The sequence below is a fragment of the Phocaeicola barnesiae DSM 18169 = JCM 13652 genome (genome assembly GCF_000374585.1).
Lineage (GTDB): Bacteria > Bacteroidota > Bacteroidia > Bacteroidales > Bacteroidaceae > Phocaeicola > Phocaeicola barnesiae.
On the sequence record NZ_KB894647.1, the window covers coordinates 108,118 to 129,752 of the forward strand.

The window sequence follows — 21,635 nt, forward strand, 5'->3', positions numbered from 1 at the left end:
ATGGCTAAAAAAGACGAATTGGAATTTGAAGGGGGCATCGATGGTACATCGACTCCCAGACCCGATAATACCGAAAAACTGAAAGCCTTGCAGGCTGCCATGGATAAAATCGAAAAAAGCTTCGGTAAAGGCTCCATCATGAAGATGGGTGACGACCATGTACAGGAAGTCGAAGTGATTCCGACAGGCTCCATTGCCCTGAATGCAGCTTTGGGTGTAGGCGGCTATCCGAAAGGACGTATCATCGAAATCTACGGTCCGGAATCTTCCGGTAAGACTACACTGGCAATACATGCCATTGCCGAAGCCCAGAAGGCTGGAGGCATCGCTGCCTTCATCGATGCAGAACACGCTTTCGACCGTTTCTATGCAGCCAAACTGGGAGTAGACATTGACAACCTGTGGATTTCACAGCCGGACAACGGTGAGCAGGCACTGGAAATCGCCGAACAGCTTATCCGTTCCTCTGCCATCGATATCATCGTCATCGACTCGGTAGCAGCGCTGACTCCGAAAGCGGAAATCGAAGGAGATATGGGAGACAACAAGGTTGGTTTGCAGGCCCGCCTGATGTCACAGGCCTTACGTAAACTGACTTCAGCTATCAGCAAGACCAATACAACCTGTATCTTCATCAACCAGTTGCGTGAGAAGATTGGTGTCATGTTCGGTAACCCGGAAACTACTACCGGCGGTAACGCTTTGAAGTTCTACGCTTCTGTACGTCTGGATATCCGTCGTGCTACCCAACTGAAAGACGGTGAAGAAATCATCGGTAACCAGGTACGCGTAAAGGTAGTGAAGAACAAAGTGGCCCCTCCTTTCCGCAAAGCTGAATTCGATATCATGTTCGGCGAAGGTATCTCCCGCAGTGGTGAAATCATCGACTTGGGCGCCGAGCTTGGAATTATCAAGAAAAGCGGTTCATGGTACAGCTACAACGATACCAAACTGGGACAAGGCCGTGATGCAGCCAAACAGTGCATCCAGGATAATCCGGAACTGGCAGACGAACTGGAAGCATTGATATTCGATGCTTTGAAAGATAAGGAATAACCGGTTTACGGTTATCTCTTCCACAGACTCCTATAAACTTCACTCTGCATACCCGAAGTGATGTTTATAGGAGTTCTTTTATATCTTTTCAAGAGAAATTCTTGGAGAAAAAGAACCTTTTCTTTTGGATTTTTTCAAAAAAACATGGTTAACCCAACGCTTTTAAAGAAGAAAGTTAGTATATACAGAAATAATACTGTATATTTACAACCATTCAATACAAGCTAAACATATTAAATCTATTACCACAGAATTATGAAATGGAAATTTTTACTGACAGCAGTCTCATTCTGCATGCTTAGCGTAATGGCTATAGCGCAATCGAAAAAAAGCGCCTTGACCTATCGGTTCGCTACACAGGCCGAAGCGCAAATGCTCGTGACAGACATTGATTCTTACACCAGCCAACTGAATCAATTCGATATAGAAGCACGCCTACAGAAGCAAGGAGGACGTAAATCACAGTTACTGACGCTCGGTATGAACGAAGCTCGTAACTGGAGCGACGCCGATAAGGAAAAAATCAAAAAGGCCATGACCGCCATCGAAACAGAAATACGGAAACAGAAATACACCTTACCCGTACCGGGTGAAATCATCCTGCTGAAATCCGGAATGGCAGAAGAAGGAGGTGCGCTCGCCTATACCCGTGAAAACTGGATTGCTGTTGGTGAGAAGGCACTTAACGAACTGTCAGAAGACGATCTGACACGGCTGATGGCCCATGAACTGTTTCACCTGATGACCCGGACTGACCGTAACTTCAAGAGTGCCATGTATCAAACTATCGGATTTACCGTATTGGACAGAGAAATCAATTTCCCGGCAGAAATGCTTGAGAAACGTATCTCCAATCCGGACATTAGTAGCTATGACAGCTATGCAACTTATACCATCGGTGGAAATGCCCAGAAATGCACCATGATTATCTATACGGAAAAACCTTACAGCAACGGTAGTCTTTTCGATTACCTGAAAATAGGTTTGGTTCCGCTGAATGAAGAGATGATACCGCTGCAACAAGACGGAAAAACAATCATCTACAGCCTGGACGACGCTACCGATTTCTACGACCAAGTCGGAAAGAACACTTCTTACGTCATCCATCCGGAAGAAATTCTAGCCGATAATTTTGCCCTTACCCTGATAAACAAAGCAGACGTTCCGAATCCGGAGATCATCAGCCGTATAAAAGCTGTATTGAAGCCAGTTTCCAAGTAAGGCTATATATACAATCGAATAAAAGCCGCCTGATAGCAAAAAATGAATCACTATCAGACGGCTTTTCTATTATATGAAGCTCAATCAGTACCGACATACCGAATGACTTGTCACCCGTCTTTACAAGATGTTATTACTTTGACTTTTTATAGTCGGCCACTATCGCATCAGTAATCCAGTTAGCTAAAGCCTGACGGTTACTGGGAATGACCAAGCGCTTCTGATCCTGTTTGTTCTGAATATTGCCTAACTCCATGAAGACTGAATACGGAATAGCAGTACGAAGCACAAAAAGATTACGTTCACTCACAGTACCGTCAAACCCTCTATTCGGCTGATGCCGGTCATATTTGGCACGGAAAGTCTTCTGCAACTGGGTAGCCAAACGCTTTCCATATTTACTGCCGGGAGCATGATAAAAATAGACATCGGTCTGCTTACCTCTACTCCTACTGTCGATATGGATGAAGATGGCACGCTTGTAGTTACTCTTGTCTTTCCGATACAATCCGTTGATAGCTTCACAACGTTGCCGCAGACGGGCCACCTGATTCAAAGGAATCGGTTTACCCATACATGTTTCCCGCTTACTGTTATTCAGGATTGCAGTCTCACGTATCCCGTCCTTCTTGTCCTGGATAATGAAATATACTTTGGCCCCACGCCTCAGCAGTTCCCGGCCCAAACGAAGAATAATGTCATACGCGTATTCATCCTCATGAAGTTCCTTTCCTTGATAATGACCGATACAGCCCGGGTCGGGTCCTCCATGACCGCTCACCAAGTAAAAGACAGCTCCTTTCAACGAACTGGAGGTAACTGAATACGATGCCTGAGCCTTCCCGAACAGCGGTTCGTAGTGCTTCTTCTTATCCTTTGCATCCAATGAAGGACAAAGCAACAACAGACAGCACAGGCCTAATGTCCACAATTTTGTTCTCATCGGGCCAACAGTTCATCGATTTTCTTACACAAGGAAGCGAATTCCTCTTCGTTATAAAGACGAGTCATCAACACAATCTTACCGTCCTTATCAATCAAGACATTACGAGTAATACCAGCTTCACGTTCCGCATATTTGGCAAATATATCGGCTCCCGGATCCAATCCCAAAGGATAAGTCACTTTAGTTTGCTTGGCAAAGGCTTTGACACGTTCCAACGGTTCATCACGGTCGATGCCGTAAAGTGCAAACGCAGTGTTGTCTTTGTGCTTCTGCCAAATATCCTTCTCTATGAAAGGCATCTCCTTCCGGCACACGCCACACCAACTCGCCGTAAACTGTAACATAACTACTTTTCCACGCAAATCGGAAAGTTTCACCTTTTGACCGTCTGTCAATGTCATTTCGAAATCGGGGGCCGTATCGCCCACCTTGACGATATATCCTGCAGCATCAGGAGTCACCTGCTGAGCCTGTACCGGTACAGTACTCCACAAACAGCCGAGCATGGCTGCCAACATCAATAACTTCTTCATCATAGATACATATTTATAACCGGCCAAAGTTACAAAAAAGGAAAAGAAAGAGCCGAAAGTTTTAACATGTAATGACTAAATTACTCGACAAAAAAAGGTATCTGCTCTCCTTTTTTCAGGAAAACAGATACCTTTCTGAAGTTTATAGTATCCCTTCCGATTAGAGCGGCATGTTACCGTGCTTCTTCGGCGGATTGCTCTGGTTCTTGTTCTGAGTCATTTCCAAAGCCTGAATCAGTTTGAAACGGGTATCGCGCGGCAGGATGATTTCATCGATATAACCCTGTTCGGCAGCGCGGTACGGATTCGAGAATTTCTCCTTGTAATCTTCAATGGCCTGAGCCTTTTCCTCCGGAGTAGCCTTGCGGTACAAGATGTTTACAGCGCCATCGGCACCCATCACAGCGATTTCGGCTGTCGGATAAGAGAAGTTCACATCGGCACCGATAGGTTTACTGTTCATTACAATATAAGCACCACCATAAGCCTTACGCGTAATGACTGTAATCTTAGGAACAGTAGCTTCTGCATATGCGTATACAATCTTAGCACCGTGACGGATAATACCATTGTGTTCCTGTGTACATCCCGGCAAGAAGCCCGGAACATCTTCGAACGTAACGATAGGAATATTGAAGCAGTCGCAGAAACGAATGAAACGCGAAGCCTTGTCGGAAGCATCGATATCCAATACACCTGCCAGATAAGCCGGCTGATTGGCTACAATACCAACCGAACGTCCGCCCAGACGAGCAAAACCTACAACAATATTCTTGGCAAAATGCGGCATTACTTCGAAGAAGTACTGGTTATCCACTACCGGTTCAATGATGTTCTTGATATCGTACGGCATGTTCGGATCGTCCGGAATCACACTCATCAGAGATTCATCGGCACGACGAATATCATCCGAGCAAGGCTGAATCGGAGCATCTTCCATGTTGTTGGATGGCAGGAAGCTCAACAGTTCGCGGATACTCATCAAAGTCTCCTCTTCATTGTCGCACAAGAAATGAGTGACACCACTCTTGCTGCTGTGTGTATAAGCACCACCCAATTCTTCCTTATCCACTTCTTCGTGAGTAACGGCTTTCACTACGTCCGGACCGGTAATGAACATGTGGCTCTTTTCCTTCACCATGAAGATGAAGTCAGTCAATGCCGGAGAATAACAAGCACCTCCTGCACACGGACCCAAAATAGCTGAAATCTGCGGAATAACACCTGATGCGATGGTATTCTGATAGAAAATAGAAGCATAACCGGAGATACTGCCTACACCTTCCTGAATACGGGCACCTCCCGAGTCATTCAATGCAATAATCGGAGCACCGTTCTTCAAGGCCAATTCCTGAACCTTAACGATTTTCTTTGCGCCGGTAGCACTCAGTGTACCGCCATAAACAGTAAAATCGTAGGCATAGACATATACCAGACGACCGTCTATCTTACCGTAGCCACAAACAATACCGTCACCCGGAATGTGCTTCTTGTCCATTCCGAAATCGGTACAATGATGAACCACGAATTTGTCAATTTCATTGAAGGTACCTTTATCGAGCAACATGTCGATACGTTCGCGGGCAGTCATATGACCGTTTGCATGCTGTTTTTCCACACGCTCTATACCTCCACCCTGAGAAGCCAGTTTGTCCAGCTCTTCGAATTTCTTATATTGTTCTTCTGCTGTCATAATTATTCATCCGTTTTTTTTACGTCGAGAGTCATGATAACCTGATTACTGTTGACAGAATCTCCTTCCTTCACCAGAATTTCCTTGACTACACATTCGCTGTTTACTTTATAGTTACTCTGCATCTTCATGGCTTCAATCACAACCACAATGTCGCCAGCCTGCAGACAATCACCTTCTTTCACCAGCACCTTGACTACCTTACCCGGCATCGGCGAAACAATCTTGTCCTGCTGCTTTTCTTCGGCCCCCTTACGCATACGCAGATATTTGGCCTGAGAGTCGATAATATCGATATTGTACGACTGATAATGTGCGTTGACTGTATAACTCTTACCTCCTTCTTTGCGAATCAGCTCGGCATTGTAGGATTGTCCGTCGTGCAGAATGGAACAACTACCGTTTTCAGCCATCACGATGTCTACATCATAAGGAACTCCATCGATAGTCAATTGTACCTTGTTTCCTTCCTTGCTGACCAAAGTAACGTCAGCAACTCTGTTTCCAATATGTATTTCCATAATTTTCCTTGTTATTAGATACGTAATACACCTTTCTGCAGACCGAATTCACGCCAGCGGCTAATCGGACGATTATCCGATGAAGCGGTACGGTTCTCTTCCAAATTCATCAGATAATCGATGTAAGCAGCAATCATGGCGATATTTTCTGTATCTTCCTCTTTCTTTCCGGCCCATTCCTTCAACATTTCCTGATGTTTCGGGATGAACAATGTATTGTAATGTCCTTCTACGAAATCAGGTACGTGCATGATATGGCGCAAGTAACCGATGTTGGTTTTCAGACCGGTAATCTTATATTCATACAGCACACGGCGCATACGTTCGATGGCGAACTGACGGGTAGTAGCCCATACAATCAGCTTACCGATCATCGGGTCATAATAGATAGGAATTTCGTAGCTTTCGTATACATAGCTGTCGATACGTACACCGATACCGTTCGGTTCCATCAGCTGACGGATAACACCCGGCGAAGGCATGAAGTTATTTTCAGAGTCCTCGGCACAGATACGGCATTCGATGGCGTGACCACGCTGTTTCAGGTCTTCCTGCTTGAAGTGCAACGGCTCACCGCTGGCTACACGCAACTGTTCCTTCACCAGGTCCACACCTACCACCTCTTCGGTAATCGGATGTTCTACCTGCAGACGGGTATTCATTTCCAGGAAGTAGAAGTTACGGTGCTTGTCTACCAGGAATTCGATGGTACCGGCACCTTTGTAGTTTACAGCCTTGGCAGCAGCTACAGCGGCTTCACCCATCTTCTGGCGCAGTTCCGGAGTCACGAACGGAGACGGAGTCTCTTCCACAATCTTCTGGTTACGGCGCTGGATAGAACACTCACGTTCGAACAGATGTACAGCATTTCCGTAATTATCACCCAAAATCTGGAATTCAATGTGATGCGGTTCTTCCACGAACTTTTCCAGATAAACGGTATCGTCACCGAACGAAGACATCGATTCAGAACGGGCTGTATTGTATGCTTCTTCCACTTCGTCGACAGAATGAATCAGACGCATACCTTTACCGCCACCACCCATGGAAGCTTTCAGCATTACCGGATAACCGATGCGGTTACAGATTTCCTTAGCCTCTTCTACACTCTGAAGCGGCTGTTCAGTACCCGGAACAACCGGAACACCGGCTGCAATCATGTGCTTACGTGCCGAAATCTTATCACCCATGGCATCCATTGTTTCCGGATCAGGACCAATGAAAATGATGCCTTCTTCCCGGCAACGGCGTGCAAACTCAGAATTTTCTGACAAGAAACCATATCCCGGATGGATGGCATCCGCTCCATGACGTTTGGCCGCCATAATGATCTTATCAATGTTCAGGTAACTTTCACGAGAAGCTGCCGGACCTATCAGGCAAGCCTCATCTGCATAAAGTACGTGGCGCGCCGTTCTGTCGGCTTCGGAAAAAACTGCTACGGTACGGATGCCCATCTCACGACAAGAGCGCATTACACGTACAGCTATTTCACCACGGTTAGCGATCAATACTTTCTGTATCATGCTTCATGTATTAATAATTGTCTTCAATTGATTGTCAAGACCCATTATGGGCGGACAAAACGGCTGGAAGAGTCCTTCACGGCTTAGCACATCCAACCTAAAACTGTGCAAAATTAGAAAAAAAAAAAGATAAAACTGTTTTGGATAGTGTTTTTTTAGGTTGCATAGCATGTTTTTCCGATAAACAAAGAGAAAAAGGCCAATTCCTGCAAAAAAGTAATGTCCAGTTGGCAAAATACAGAAAAACGCCCTTTTCCAGGCTTGTCCGTAAACCTCAAAAGGTATCTACCCGTGCCTGAGCACAGACAGATACCTTTTTCAGAAAGGCCCCGGAACAACCGGAGCAGCTGTTTTATTTTGTTCTTTTTACCGTATAAAGTACCTTACCGTCCTTGTTGATAAGATGCAGGTTCAATACCTGCTTGTCGGCCGTAATCAGTGAGAAGCCGGTCTCACTGCTGCAGAACTGGGTTCCTTCTATCGGCTTCACCTTGCGGCTCAACGAACCGGAAGTATTCACCACATAATCCAGGTGACTGCCCGGCACGCGGATGTGCTGGAAATTATGGATGTGTCCGCACAGGTACATATCGACATTGGCATGCTTGCGCAGGATGGTATCCACCCGTTTCTGCAAATCCAGCCGTTCGGAATCTTCTTTCGAAGTCTCGGCATAGATGGGGTGATGGCCTACTACGAGTACCCAGTCTTCCTTGGCCGAAGTCAGCACCGAATCCATCCAGGCCAACTGTTTGTTGATGTCCTGCTTGCAGGCATCGGGATATTTCTCCGTATCTTCCCGGTATTTGTCCATCAGTGGGGAGGTATCAATCATGACCAGACGGACAGTTACACCATCGTTCTCCACCACCTTCGTGTAATAACGGTCGGGCATGTTCCAACGGGCACTCACCTGCGTATAGTCAATCGGTGCCTGCGTATTGCCCCGGTATTCATGGTTACCCAGGATGGCATACCACGGCAACATCAGTTCCGGATGTTTGTAAATCAATTCGTAGTTGGTCATCCAAAGTGGGTCGTTCACACTCCGCACCCCTTCGAAATGGTGAACATCGCCGGCGGCTACCACACATTCTATCCCAACCTCCTCGGCCAAATTACCCATCAGTTCGGCTATCGGCTTCTGGTCGTAATATCCGTTGCGGCCCAAATCGTTTGCCAACAGGAAGTTCAACGGCTTCTCCAGGGTTTTCCATACTTCCGGTTGGGCAAAAGCCACCATCGACACCCCAACCAGACAAAGAGTCATTACTACTTTTCTCATTGAAATCATAAGTCTTCAAATTTTAATGTTATATTTCTGTCTGAATCATCATTCACCGGGACCTTGACCGCATCCGTGCCAAGACGTCCGTTCGTTCCGGATAAAACATGCGCACGTTTGATGCAAAACGTCCGTTCGTTTTCAGGAAAACGCGAGCACGTTTCGAAGGAAACGTCCGTTCGTTTTTTCTGATGCAAAATTGATATACAAAACTGAAAAAAATCCAAAAAACAGACATCCGATACAATTTTTTTATTCTCTGACGGTCCGTAAACTAAAAAGGTCCGATATTGAATCACTTCGATACCGGACCCCAAAAGGAATGTATATAAAATGTATATTAGGGAGCTTGTTTATCCCAATCAGTTGGCTCCATAAGCACCGAAATGTCCCTGGATGGCCGGTGATTCATAAGACTGTCCGTTTACAGTCAGACCTCCAGCAAAATAAGGAACGATATCATTGCCCGGATAAGTACCTTCCAGAACCGGTGAGCCAGCCTTTACATGGAAATCCCAGTTTTCATCATACACGTAGTCAGTCAAAGGAACTTCATTAAATCCATAGTTTACGAACATCGGATCTTTTGAATCTGTTTCGGTTGCAATGATACTGTTCTTGTCAACTACACCGGTATAATAATTTTCGTGGTCATAGTTATATCCTTGCCATGCATAAGCCACACCACTCTCTTCTTCGTAAACGATATCACTCTTCTGGCTGCCTGATGCATAATAGTTGTAGTCGATAACTGAAGCAGAAGCATAACCTTCGTCCGGATTGTTAGGAATTGTATAGTTCGGAGTCATAGCACGGAACTTACAGTTCACTACCAGATTGTTGATGACATTTACCAAGGCATTCTTTTCTACATAGATACCTCCTCCTTTTTCACCGTCACGACGCCAGCCGGCATTCAAGATAGTATTGTTATACACTTGAATCTTGGCCTGTCCGCGGTTCTCGCTCTGACCTGAACTGGAAAGTTTCAGACCATTCGTATTCGGGCTGAACATAATGTTTCCGGCTACATCGACTGTACATCCGGCTTTTACATTGACAGCTTCGGCACCGTCATAACCATTGGCAGCAAAAATATTATCGGCAATGATAGCATTACCTCCCATCAGGTAGATACCGTCCGACCATCCGTTACGCAATACAGAATTGGTAATAACATAGCGGCCGTTGATATTATTGGTAGTAATCTGCGGATAAGCGTCGTCACCGGCAGTATATACACCGTTTGTTGCAGCCGGAGAACCTTCTACTACCTGTCCTCCCGTATATTCAATCACGGTATGATCTATCAGCATTTCCTCGCACGATTCTGAAGCAACGATACCTCCCCACAATCCGGCAAAGATATTTTCCTCTACACGGTCTTCTTCAGCTACTGAAAACAGAATCGGGTTTTCGGCTGTACCTTCGCAATAAAGATTGCCATCTACCGTAAATTCAATAGGCACATGGTTCACACCTACTCCGTTATCATCGAAAATAACCTGTACACCCGGTTCGATGGTCAGACTCTTGCCTGCCGGTACTGTGATGTGTCCACCTACCTTGACAATGGAATTGGCAGTCCATACACCTTCTACTTCGCCGGAAACAACCTCTTCCACAGGAGGATTGTCGCCACCTTCGCTATTTCCACCGTTGTCTTTCACCGGTTCGTCATCACTACAAGCGACAAATGTCATCGACATCAAAGTCGCACCTACTAAAAATGCATTGAATTTCATACCTTAAAAAATACTTGTTAAAACGTTCGTTTGCTATAGTTAAATTTCTAATCAAATAATCCCTCTTACATTTATTTCCAATCGGAATAAATCCCGGCCTTAGTTTTGAACCGGCGGTTTTTCTTTTTGTTACCTTTTTTCTATTGGCTGTCCAAAAGAAAAGTAAAAATCAATCACAATCTGTACCGGATTCCCAACATGAAGGACTGTCCGTGCCATTCCTTACGCTCGATGACATTACCATCCTTACGTTCCGAATCCACATCGGCTGTATGCGGCCCCTTCTGAATGAATCGGAGCAAAGGAATATCAAGCAGGTTCGAAGCTTTGGCAAAAACACTGATACCGTTCTTCCAACTCTTTTCTACAGAAGCGTCCAGTTGGAAATATCCGTCTTCCCAAATGTCATCGTCATACCAGTTAGAAATATCACTCAGACGTTTGCCGGTATAGCTTCCAGCCAACTGTCCTTCCCAACCATGCTTAGTGTCCTTGAACAGAAACGAGAGGTTAGCCACATGAGCAGCCTGTCCGAACAACGGACGTGACTGACGCTTGGAGGTCACTTCCGAACCGTCCATCACCCGTTTGTCTGTCGTTACCTTCGAATGGGTATAGGTATAATTGGCTTTGATACCAAACCAGTTGAAATATTTCATTACATCGATTTCCGCACCCAGGTTACGGGCCGTACCAAAGTTCATCGGTTTATAATAAGTATCCTGTCCTTCATTAATCAGCCCGTATTCTATCGGATTATCCAGTTTCTTATAGAACACTCCCACCATAAACTGTTCCGAAGAGCGTGGGAAAAATTCATAACGCACATCGACGTTGTCGGCTACCGTATGTTTCAAATCGGGATTTCCTTTTTCCTTGTAGTCCTCATTGATGATGCTGTAAGGAACAATTTCGAAGAAACTGGGCCGATTGATGGAACGTGCATAAGAAAAACGCAGGTTCGCATTCTCGTGTACATTGTATTTGGTGTGAAAACTCGGCAAGATATCAGTATATTTCTGGTTGCCTTCAGGGTCTACATCACGGGCAAATTTCAGTACATATCCCTGATTGGTATGTTCCATACGCACCCCGGCAATGAATTCCCATTTACCATACGTATACTTCACCATCCCATAAGCCGCCCCGATGCGTTCGGTCGCATCGTAGTTCAGCGGATCACCTATGTTTCCATACGGACGCGGTGTAAGAAGTATTTCATCGAAATTATTCCAGTCTTCACCCAAGTACTGAGGATCCTTACTTCCGGTAGCCGAATTAAAAGTATATTCATTGAAGAAACTGTCACGTTTCTTATCGCGATACATACCACCGACCGAGAAATCGAATGTCCCGTTTGCGGCATTCTGTAATTTATATGAAAGATTCACGTAAGCAGCCTTGTCCTGATCGGAATTATGCTCCCAACGGCGTACGGCAGCTCCTGAAGTCTGTACATGTGTACCTTGCAGATAAATTTCAGCATTGTCCGGAGTTTCGCTGAATGCCTTCGACCATACAGCCGACCAGTCCAGTTTCAGTTTACCGTTTTCCAGGAACAGATGTTCTCCTTTCAGCGTAGAATTGAAGATGTACTGATGGTTCCATTTCATACGTACCTGACGTTCCTTGTCGTCCTGTCCGTCACGCACTTCGGCCTCGCTCATATCCATATAACCGTTATACCAGGTCAGCTTGTGATTATCATTAATGGTGTAGTCCAATTTGGCATGCACTCCTGCACGAGTCTGTTGTGACGAATAGTTCCGATAGTCGATACCATAATGCGTGGTACCCGGCTGATAATAAATCTGGCTTTCTTTTCCTCGGTAGGTATTCAGGAAACTTCCTGCCAGCATGACTCCCAATTTATTATTGAAGAAACGGTCACCATAAGAAATACCAGCCGTCAGGTCCGGTAACGGCTTCTTCCAGTCCATCCGCAAATTGGACATACGAAAATTATCCATGGTCACCTTATAATCTTCCGGTTTTCCCATTGCTTCATAAGGCGACTGCTTGGCAATATCCCCATAATTGAACGACTGGAAGTCACGATCGAAATACATCGCATTGTAACCGGTAGAAAGATTAGCTGTAAACTGGCGTTCAGAAGGAGCATCTTTCATGACCAGATTCACCGCTCCTCCAATACCATCACCCTCCATATCGGCCGTCAACGACTTGGTTACTTCCAGGCGGTCCAACATCTCGGACGGGAAAATATCCAACGGCACAAAACGGTTCTTATTATCCGGACTCGGAATCTTCACTCCATTAATCAACGTATAGTTATAACGCTTGTCCATTCCACGTAAAATGGCATATTGTCCTTCACCACTACTGTTGCGTTCCACAGTCACACCCGACATTCGCTGAATAACATTCGCCACTGTGATGTCCGGAGAAAGTTCCATGGCTTTGGCACTCATGACGTTCACCACATTCATCGCCTGTTTTTCGATCCCCCGGGCACCGGCCTCGGTCCGTCCCGGATTGCTGGCAATCACCGTAATGCCCTCCAACAGCACATCGTCACTCTTCAGCGGAATTTCGATTTCCGACTTGCTGCCGTCTACCACAACTTCGTACTTCTGGTAGCCTACATAGGAACAGACCAATGTATATTTTTTTCTACCAACGGAAAGATTGAACGAACCATCCAGACCAGTCACCGCACCCTGAGTAGGTTCTTCCTTCACGACCACCGATGCACCGATAATTTCCTCCCCTGTCTGCGCATCCCTGATTTTACCTTTCAAATCCCATGCCTGTGCATTTACTGACGCCAGCAGGCAGGCTCCTAATATCCATTTCGATTTCATGTCCTTTTTTTTAACTGCGGCAAAAGTACTGGAGGCGATTTTCATGGTCGTTTCAAGTATATTTCAATCCTGTGACATCTTTTTACAAAAAAGATACAAAAAAGGCCATCCGGATTTTTACACCCGGACAGCCCGTTCTATATATCCCAACCCTAACCTATTCTTCTGTCGGTTGCGGCAACTGGATGCCGTCTACCACATTCTTCCAATACTTCCGCAAGTCTTTCCAATGGTAATAAGGAGCTACATCGGTAGGTATCGGCAACGTCACCTCGCGTTCGTTCAAGAGAGGTTTCACCAGAATGTCTTCGCTGCCCTTCTTCCGATAAAATACCAACTGGATATTCCCACACATCGGGATGATGCGGTACGTACGATAAGTATCTGCTATCTGCTGCCAGTCTTTTGTAGCAACCGTCAGACTGTCCATTCCCATCAGTGCAGCCAGAGGAGCCAGATTGGTATCGTGTCCGTAACGTAGAGTAACAGCCGGTTTACCGGAAGCAATGACCGTATCGGCCGTCTCCACAAAATTATTCAACAGGTTCCGCTCCAACCGATACATACAGGCACCGCTCAACGGTGAAGCACCTTTTTCATAATACCATTCAAAGTTATTGCGCTGCCACATATCATACAATTCCTGCTCATTGAACAGAAAAGCCAAGTCTGGCTGATTGTCACTGCTCTGGCTGATGCCATGCAGTTCGAATAAATCGGCCATCAGCTTCGCAGGCTCCGAAATGTTCCGGCTGACATAAGCAGCATCGGTAAACAACTGTTTCATCAGACGCTGAGGATGAATATAGACTGAATCGGCAGCCTGGTATACCGAATCCATGTTTGCCAGATGCAATTCTTCATATTTCGGATTCTTATACTTGATGTAATAGGCATCGGCTTCACTGGTATTCGTCGTGATGTCCAGTTCAGGATTAAGTCCTTTCAACTCCACGCATCCGGCTGCCATGGAAAGAAAAGCACGGGTCTTGTACGTAGAACGGGCATCTACATGAACACCGTCCTGAAATACCTGCGGATACCGGGCATACATGCGGTCCACCAGTTCACGGTGCTGACGGGCTCCCTTCGGAGTCAGTTCTCCGTATCTGTTCTTGGCCTCAGCCGCCAATCGGGATACGACCTGCAACGTCCGTTTCCCGTCGGCTGTCAGGACACCGGCCTTATCGGCCGCCTGCAGGACTGCCAACGGTTCGGCATATTTCTTCTCCTTGGTCAGATAACGCGAACCGTGACGGGAAAAAGCAGAAATATAAAAGGGTTCATATCCCTCGGGAGCCGGTGTAAGCACAACGTCCGGAGCCTGGTATGCGTAATACTTTCCTGCCGCCAAAGCAGGATTCTGTCGGATTTCCTCACGGGCACTCTGCGCAACCGCCATTGTGGCAAAGCCGCACAGACAGACCATAAACAATGCTTTCTTTTTCATCTTCTGAACAATCTTCTTTTAAAAGTGGGAACAAAAGTAGGACTTCATCGTCAGATGAAGCCTCACTTCACTCTCTAAAACAGTTGACTTTCCTCAAAAGAAACAGGAATGTAATACTTTTGTCACAGAAACCCGAAAAAGCAAGACGGTTTACACTTCTGTTACATACTGGTAATTTCCTGTAGAACCTTGACCGCAGAAGCCACATCGGTAATCTGCGCCACCACCATACTACGCTTTCCGTTCTGTTCGCGCAGGTTACAGTAACGCGGATTCTTGGCCATGTAATCGATGAACTTGCCGAAAGCCTGACTCTGGTAATACGGACTCTCCAGGTTGCTGACAAAATACAGAATCATCTTGCCTGCCTTGAGCATGACCTTCTCTACTCCCAGCCGTTTGGCCAACCGCCTCAACGGTACAATCCGGATAAGCTCCTCGCCTTCGGGTGGAATCTTTCCGAAACGGTCGACAAGCCGTGCCTTGAACGCCTCCACATCCTGGTCGAGCACCAGTTTATCCAACTCCCGGTACAACAACATCCGTTCGCTGCTGCTCGGAATGTACTCGTTCGGGAAAAGCAGTTCCAAATCACTTTCCACCTGACATTCGTCCACAAACTCTTCGCCCGAGAACTTCTCTTCTCCGGCCTTGATTTCATCGGCATACAAATCGGCAAACTCGTCATTCTTCAGCTCGGTCACAGCCTCTGCCAGAATCTTCTGATAGGTTTCGTAACCCAAATCGGCAATGAAACCGCTCTGTTCGGCTCCCAGCATGTTTCCGGCTCCACGGATGTCCAAATCCTGCATGGCAATGTGAATACCGCTTCCCAAATCACTGAAGTTCTCGATAGCCTGCAGACGACGCTTGGCTTCGGGGGTAAGGGACGACAGCGGAGGGGCCAACAGGTAACAGAACGCCTTCTTGTTTCCACGTCCTACCCGTCCGCGCATCTGATGCAAATCGCTCAATCCGAAATTCTGCGCCTGATTGATGATGATGGTGTTGGCATTCGGAATATCGATACCGCTCTCGATGATGGTCGTTGCCAGCAGGACATCGTAATCATAGTTCACAAAATCGAAGACGACCTTTTCCAGTTCCTCCGGTTGCATCTGTCCGTGTCCGATACAAATCCGGCAATCCGGGATATTCCGCTGTATCATCGCCTTCAGTTCCGGCAGATTCTGGATGCGGTTGTTCACGAAGAACACCTGTCCGTTACGGCTCATCTCAAAATTGATGGCCTCGGTAATGATCTCCTCGTTGAACGTATGTACTTCCGTCTGGATAGGATAACGGTTGGGTGGAGGAGTCTGGATAACCGACAAATCACGCGCTCCCATCAGCGAGAACTGCAGGGTACGCGGAATAGGTGTAGCCGTCATGGTCAAGGTATCGACATTCACCTTCAACTGACGGAGCTTTTCCTTCACACTCACTCCGAATTTCTGTTCCTCATCGATAATCAGCAATCCCAAATCCTTGAACTTGACACTCTTGCCGATAATCTTATGCGTACCGATCAGGATGTTCAGATTTCCTTCGGCCAGGTCTTTCAGAATCTGATGGGTATCTTTGGTCGTACGGGCACGGCTCAGGTAGTCCACCTTGCAAGGCATTCCTTCCAAACGCTTCTTGAACGTCTGGTAATGCTGGAAAGCCAGTACCGTGGTAGGTACCAGTACCGCCACCTGCTTGTTGTCGGCCACCGCCTTGAACGCGGCACGTATCGCCACCTCTGTCTTACCGAAGCCCACATCGCCGCACACCAGACGGTCCATCGGCCGGTCACTCTCCATATCGGCTTTCACCTCCTGGGTAGCCTTCAACTGGTCGGGGGTATCTTCGTAAAGGAAGCTCGCCTCCAGTTCATGTTGCAGGAAGCTGTCCGGACTGTAGCGGAAACCCTTTTCCTGTTTACGCTGCGAATAAAGCCGAATCAAATCGCGGGCAATGTCCTTGATTTTCGTTTTGGTACGTTCCTTGATTTTCTCCCAGGCTCCGGTACCCAGCTTGCTGATGCGGGGAGGTTCCCCTTCCTTCCCCTTGTATTTCGAAATCTTATGCAAGGAATGAATGGAAACGAACACTACATCGTCATTCTGATAGACCAGTTTGATGACTTCCTGTGTAGTATTTCCGTTCGGAATCCGCACCAGACCGGCAAAACGTCCGATACCGTGGTCGATATGGACCACATAATCGCCCGGCTGGAACATATTCAGCTCCTTCAACGAAAGAGCCACCTTTCCGCTGCGGGCTTTGTCGCTGCGAAGGTTGTATTTATGGAAACGGTCGAAAATCTGATGGTCGGTAAAGATACAGCAGCGCAAGGTATGGTCAATGAATCCCTCGTGCAAAGTATGGTCTACCGGTTCGAACTTGATGCGGTCTCCCCGTTCCTGAAAAATATCCTTCAGACGGTCGGTCTGCTTCACACTGTCCGAACAAATGAACAGACGGTAACCCCGCTGCAGATAGTCGGTCAACGAGCTGGCGACCAAATCGAAATTCTTATGGAAAACAGGCTGTACAGAAGTCTCGAACTTCAACGTGGCCTGCGGTGTACTCATAGCCTTGCTTCCAAAATCAATCCTGCGGAAATCGAGTGCCCGGTGCATGAACGAAGCCCCGTCAATCAGCCTTTTCTTCAAATCGGGAACCCCGGCTTCATCTCCTTCGTAAGCCATCTGCGCCTGTGGTGAAAGCACTTCTTCATACACGGTCTGAATACGCTCACGTACCCACATCAGGTCCTTCACCCACAACAACGTGTCTGCAGGAATAAAATCAAGAAACGAAATATCCGATTCGGATGTATCGGAAAGTTCGGGTACAATCTGTATGGACTCCTTCTTCTCTTTCGACAATTGGGTCTCCACTTCGAATGTACGGATACTGTCTATCTCCTCGCCGAAGAAATCAATACGGTAAGGATATTCCGAAGCAAATGAATAGACATCGAGAATACTGCCTCGCATAGCAAACTGACCGGGCTCGTACACATAATCTACATGTTCAAAACCGAAGTCCACCAATTGTCCGGTAATGGCTTCCGTCTCTATCTGTTGTCCCACCTTCAGATTCAATGTACGTTCGCCCAACTCCTTCAGCGAAACCACTTTTTCTGCCAACGCGTCTGCGTAGGTCACCACTGTCACCGGCTCCTTTTTCTCCAATCGGCTCAATACTTCGGTACGAAGGATTTCATTGGCAGCATCCTTCTGTCCGTACTTGATGGCCCGTCTGTAGGAAGAGGGAAAGAACAGGACCTGTGCATCGCCATTGACCTGCACCAAATCATGATAAAAATACCCTGCCTCCTCCTGGTCGTCGAGGATAAAGACACTGACTGCCGGATTCTGCCGGATAAAAGCAGAGGCAAAAAGCGAAGGACAAGACGCATGAAACCCTTCGAGGAATATGGTATGAATCTCTTTTTTAGCGACCAAAGCTGCCAGTCCCGACAGATTGGGATGCTTGGCATAAATCTGTTGAAGTTCTGTAATACCCATTGTTATGCGAATAGATGCTGCAAAATTACAAAATAATTGCTACATTTGTTGCAATAAACAGACAATCTAATTTTCTATGTATAACGACGTCATCCAATTACTAGACCAACATAGGCTGAAAGAGGCTTTTACCCAACTGATAGCCTTAGTAGAGAAGACCGAAAACTGGGAGTTGAAACCGGCTGTAGAGTCTTTACAGACTACCTATAATTATATGGTGCAATATGCGGCACAAGGTATGGAAGACCCCGGAAGAGAAAATCTCTATGCCCAAATACATCGGGGTATCTACGAACTAGCAGACCGGGTAGAATTTATCGGAAAGCTGAAAAACGGATATGGACACAAATCAGACACATACCGGAAATTCAAACGATTCGCCACCGAAACCTATGGCCAATTGAAAACGTCCCTGGAGTCGGCCACCGAAGACCTGGAAGTCTCCAACCTGATGTACACCGACGCACAGCAACTGCAGGCCAAACAGCGCGAACTGTACCAACAGCAGGAAAGGATGACCGACCAACTGTTCGACAAGACCTGGATATCCGATTGCTGGACAGAGGAAGAAGCCAAGGAAGCCAATGAATTGCTTGTTTCCGTACTCGTTCCGGCTCATGTCCTGGCTGTTTTTGTCAGCGCAGTAACACTGAATCTGATGGCCTTGTTTGACCCCCGTAAATTCCAGTTTCTCCTGAACGCTTACCGGCAACGTACCGAACTGGTCATCAACCAACGGGCCTTGGTTGGCCTGGCACTGGCTGTATATTATCAGGAAAAACGTTTGGCCCAGTATCCGGAACTGACAGCTGCCCTCTCATTGTGGACCGAAGACCCACAAGTCATCGAACAGCTGCACAGCATCCAGCTCTTGCTGCTTATCTCGCGTGAAACGGAAAAAATAGACCGGAGAATGCGTGAAGAAATCATTCCACAAATGATGCATAATTCCCAACTGCTGGAAAAGGATTTGAATATTGAAGAAATCGATATTGAAGAACTGGAAGACAAGAATCCGGAATGGGAAAAGAACATGAAAAAAATCAGTGAAAACATCCGTGAACTGGGTGAACTCCAAATGGAAGGTGCCGACACCTACATGGGAACCTTCGCCCAGCTGAAGAGCTATCCGTTCTTCCACCAGGCTGCCCACTGGTTCTATCCGTTCAACCGTCAGACACCGGCAATAGCGGATTTGTTTGCCACCGATGAAATCAAGGAAAAGTCTTTCCTGAACATCATGCTGCAATCTCCGACTTTCTGTAACTCAGACAAGTACTCCTTCTGCCTGACACTTAACTCGCTTCCACATTCGCAACGGAACATGTTGACCGAAGATTTGGGAGAACACAATGAAATGATGCAGGAAACGTTCGACAAAATGCAATCTGACGAAATGAATCAGGAAAAAGCCAACACGGTTGCCCGACAATACATGCACGACCTGTACCGTTTCTTCAAATTGTGGATGTTCCGGAACGAACAGCACGACATGTTCACAGACGAACTGGCTCTGTGGAAATGTACCGCTCTCCGCCCGCTCATTCTGGCCGGTACTTACCAAAAACAAATAGCCGATTTCCTGTTTTCAAAGGAATACCTGCCCGAAGCCGCCGAGCTCTACATCCAACTGTCCATTACGCAAAGCAATGACCCGGATATCTGGCAAAAATTAGGTTTTGTCTATCAAAAACAAAAGAAATATGACGAAGCCATTCAGGCATACATTCAGGCAGATCTGTTAAAACCGGATCATATCTGGACACTGAAGCACCTGGCCCAATGCTACAAGCGCTCCGGAAATTACCCAAAAGCATTGGAGTATTTCCAACGGGTAGAACAGTCACAACCGGAAAACCTGAATCTCCTGTTGCAAATCGGTCAGTGCCTGGCTATCCTGCGAGAATACGACAAAGCCTTGGCTTATTTCTTCAAAGTGGAATACCTGGAAAAGACACCAGCCAACGCACAACGGGCCATCGGATGGTGCTATTTCATGACAGGAAAATACCCGGAAGCACACCGCTTCTATGAAAAATTATTGGAAAGTGAAGAACCTCAAACTTCTGACTGGCTGAACAACGGACACGTCTACGCGGCCGAAAAGAATATCCCGAAAGCTTTGGAGTGCTACAGGGAAGTAATGAAAAGCTGCAAGACACACGATGATTTTCTGAAAATCTATCTGGCCGACAAAGAGGTACTTCTGGAGCAGGGTATCTCGGAAACAACCATTTATCTGATTCCAGATTTGCTATCTTAGTCAAAAAAACATACGACGGGACTGTCTCCGGATAGGTCCCGTCATTTCAATTATACACCCTAGTGACAACTGTCCCCGGATGGGGACACATACCACAGACTGCATCATCTTCTCCCGGATTGTGCCAACAACCTGTCAGAAAACAGTTCCTTCCGGTATTTGAGTGGAGACACACCTTTGTATCGCTTGAAGAATCGGGTCAAAGTGGCTTGCTCGGAAAAAGACAGTTCTTCAGCAATCTGCTGAACCGTCATGTCTGTTTCGGCCAACCGTTTCTCGATTTCACGAATCAAAGCTTCATTGATCCATGCATGAACCGTTTTACCGGACAAATTCTTAACGACCCTCCGAAGATACTGTGGGGTAACACACAGAGCCGACGCATAAAACTCAACGGAATGTTCCTGAAGAATATAGGCAGACAACATCTGAGTGAACCGGAGATACAGCTCCCTCTGCCGGGCGGTATATAAAAGTTCCTTATCCTCCTCTTGCTTCCCTTTTGAGAAATAATCACTCACCCGTGCGAGAAAAATCCAAATCTGGTATCTCAAAATGGTCGATACAAACAGGTTGTCTTTATCAGTAAACACATGTTTGATATTCAGCAATGCTTCCAGAAAAGGTCCAGCATGATTCAGCTCTACCGAAATAACCGGACTGTTCCTTACCTTTAATATGTAATCTATTGTAGTAGGAATCCCTCCGCGGATAAGCCTGTCCATGTATTCTTTTGTCATCACCAACAGATAAGCATGGAGATTATCAGAAGCGGCTAACAACGTACATGTCTGTTCATACAGAATATCGACCAATGTATAGCGCTCCAGACTTTGCCTTTTCCCCTGGATATCCGTTTCCAGCTCCCCATCGATTATAAATAAAATGGCATGGAGCCCTGTAATAACCGGCTTCCTTTCTTCCCGATTGATGAGATCCGGTTCCAGTTTCCAAAAAGCAACCCCTTCGCTTTCACATAGCAATACTTCATAATGCTTGATAAAATCTTGAAAGTCCATAATTGTTAAAAAGTTGTTTTCTACAGCCTTA

Annotated in this window: 14 protein-coding genes; 3 read left to right on the top strand and 11 right to left on the bottom strand. The window is 46.5% G+C overall.

Annotated features, from left to right (window positions below):
* Together recA and C510_RS0106585 are read left to right on the top strand one after the other, a co-directional pair.
* Positions 1-1,056 carry a recombinase RecA gene (gene recA / locus C510_RS0106580; protein ID WP_018710547.1) on the top strand — a complete coding sequence of 352 codons (1,056 nt, stop codon included), beginning with the start codon at positions 1-3 and terminating at the stop codon, positions 1,054-1,056.
* A 255-nt stretch (positions 1,057-1,311) separates the two neighbouring features.
* Positions 1,312-2,277 carry a hypothetical protein gene (locus C510_RS0106585; protein WP_022339920.1) on the top strand — a complete coding sequence of 322 codons (966 nt, stop codon included), beginning with the start codon at positions 1,312-1,314 and terminating at the stop codon, positions 2,275-2,277.
* Positions 2,278-2,410: 133 nt separating this feature from the next.
* Here the strand turns inward: C510_RS0106585 and C510_RS0106590 are convergent, their stop codons facing one another.
* From C510_RS0106590 to mfd, 10 genes are all read right to left on the bottom strand, one after another.
* On the bottom strand, positions 2,411-3,220 hold the full coding sequence (locus C510_RS0106590) for an N-acetylmuramoyl-L-alanine amidase family protein (protein WP_018710549.1): 810 nt from the start codon (positions 3,218-3,220) through the stop codon (positions 2,411-2,413).
* Positions 3,217-3,756, bottom strand: a complete 540-nt coding sequence (locus tag C510_RS0106595; RefSeq protein ID WP_022339922.1) for a TlpA family protein disulfide reductase — start codon at positions 3,754-3,756, stop codon at positions 3,217-3,219. The genes C510_RS0106590 and C510_RS0106595 overlap by 4 nt, the downstream gene beginning before the upstream one ends.
* 160 nt (positions 3,757-3,916) lie before the next feature.
* Positions 3,917-5,449, bottom strand: coding sequence for an acyl-CoA carboxylase subunit beta (locus C510_RS0106600; protein ID WP_018710551.1), 1,533 nt, complete (start codon positions 5,447-5,449; stop codon positions 3,917-3,919).
* Between the two features lie 2 nt (positions 5,450-5,451).
* Positions 5,452-5,970, bottom strand: a complete 519-nt coding sequence (locus tag C510_RS0106605; RefSeq protein WP_025892430.1) for an acyl-CoA carboxylase biotin carboxyl carrier protein subunit — start codon at positions 5,968-5,970, stop codon at positions 5,452-5,454.
* Between the two features lie 14 nt (positions 5,971-5,984).
* Positions 5,985-7,496, bottom strand: coding sequence for an acetyl-CoA carboxylase biotin carboxylase subunit (gene accC, locus C510_RS0106610; RefSeq protein ID WP_018710553.1), 1,512 nt, complete (start codon positions 7,494-7,496; stop codon positions 5,985-5,987).
* 352 nt (positions 7,497-7,848) lie between these two features.
* Positions 7,849-8,790, bottom strand: coding sequence for a metallophosphoesterase (locus C510_RS0106620; protein WP_051086625.1), 942 nt, complete (start codon positions 8,788-8,790; stop codon positions 7,849-7,851).
* Between the two features lie 353 nt (positions 8,791-9,143).
* Complete coding sequence (locus tag C510_RS0106625) at positions 9,144-10,526, bottom strand: hypothetical protein (RefSeq protein ID WP_018710556.1); 1,383 nt, start codon at positions 10,524-10,526, stop codon at positions 9,144-9,146.
* Positions 10,527-10,699: 173 nt separating this feature from the next.
* Entirely contained in the window at positions 10,700-13,351 is a 2,652-nt protein-coding gene (locus tag C510_RS0106630; RefSeq protein ID WP_025892428.1) for a TonB-dependent receptor, read from the bottom strand.
* Positions 13,352-13,508: 157 nt separating this feature from the next.
* Positions 13,509-14,801 (bottom strand): histidine phosphatase family protein, encoded by a 1,293-nt coding sequence (locus C510_RS0106635; RefSeq protein WP_025892427.1) that lies wholly within the window; start codon positions 14,799-14,801, stop codon positions 13,509-13,511.
* 161 nt (positions 14,802-14,962) lie between these two features.
* Positions 14,963-18,322, bottom strand: a complete 3,360-nt coding sequence (gene mfd / locus C510_RS0106640) for a transcription-repair coupling factor (protein ID WP_018710559.1) — start codon at positions 18,320-18,322, stop codon at positions 14,963-14,965.
* A gap of 76 nt (positions 18,323-18,398) precedes the next feature.
* On the opposite strand from mfd, the gene C510_RS0106645 reads away from it, so the two are divergent.
* Positions 18,399-20,585: a tetratricopeptide repeat protein gene (locus tag C510_RS0106645; RefSeq protein WP_018710560.1), complete on the top strand. Its 2,187-nt coding sequence runs from the start codon at positions 18,399-18,401 to the stop codon at positions 20,583-20,585.
* A gap of 104 nt (positions 20,586-20,689) precedes the next feature.
* On the opposite strand, the gene C510_RS16880 is transcribed toward C510_RS0106645, so the two are convergent.
* Positions 20,690-21,604, bottom strand: coding sequence for a helix-turn-helix domain-containing protein (locus tag C510_RS16880; protein WP_162160984.1), 915 nt, complete (start codon positions 21,602-21,604; stop codon positions 20,690-20,692).
* Positions 21,605-21,635 lie beyond the last annotated feature (31 nt).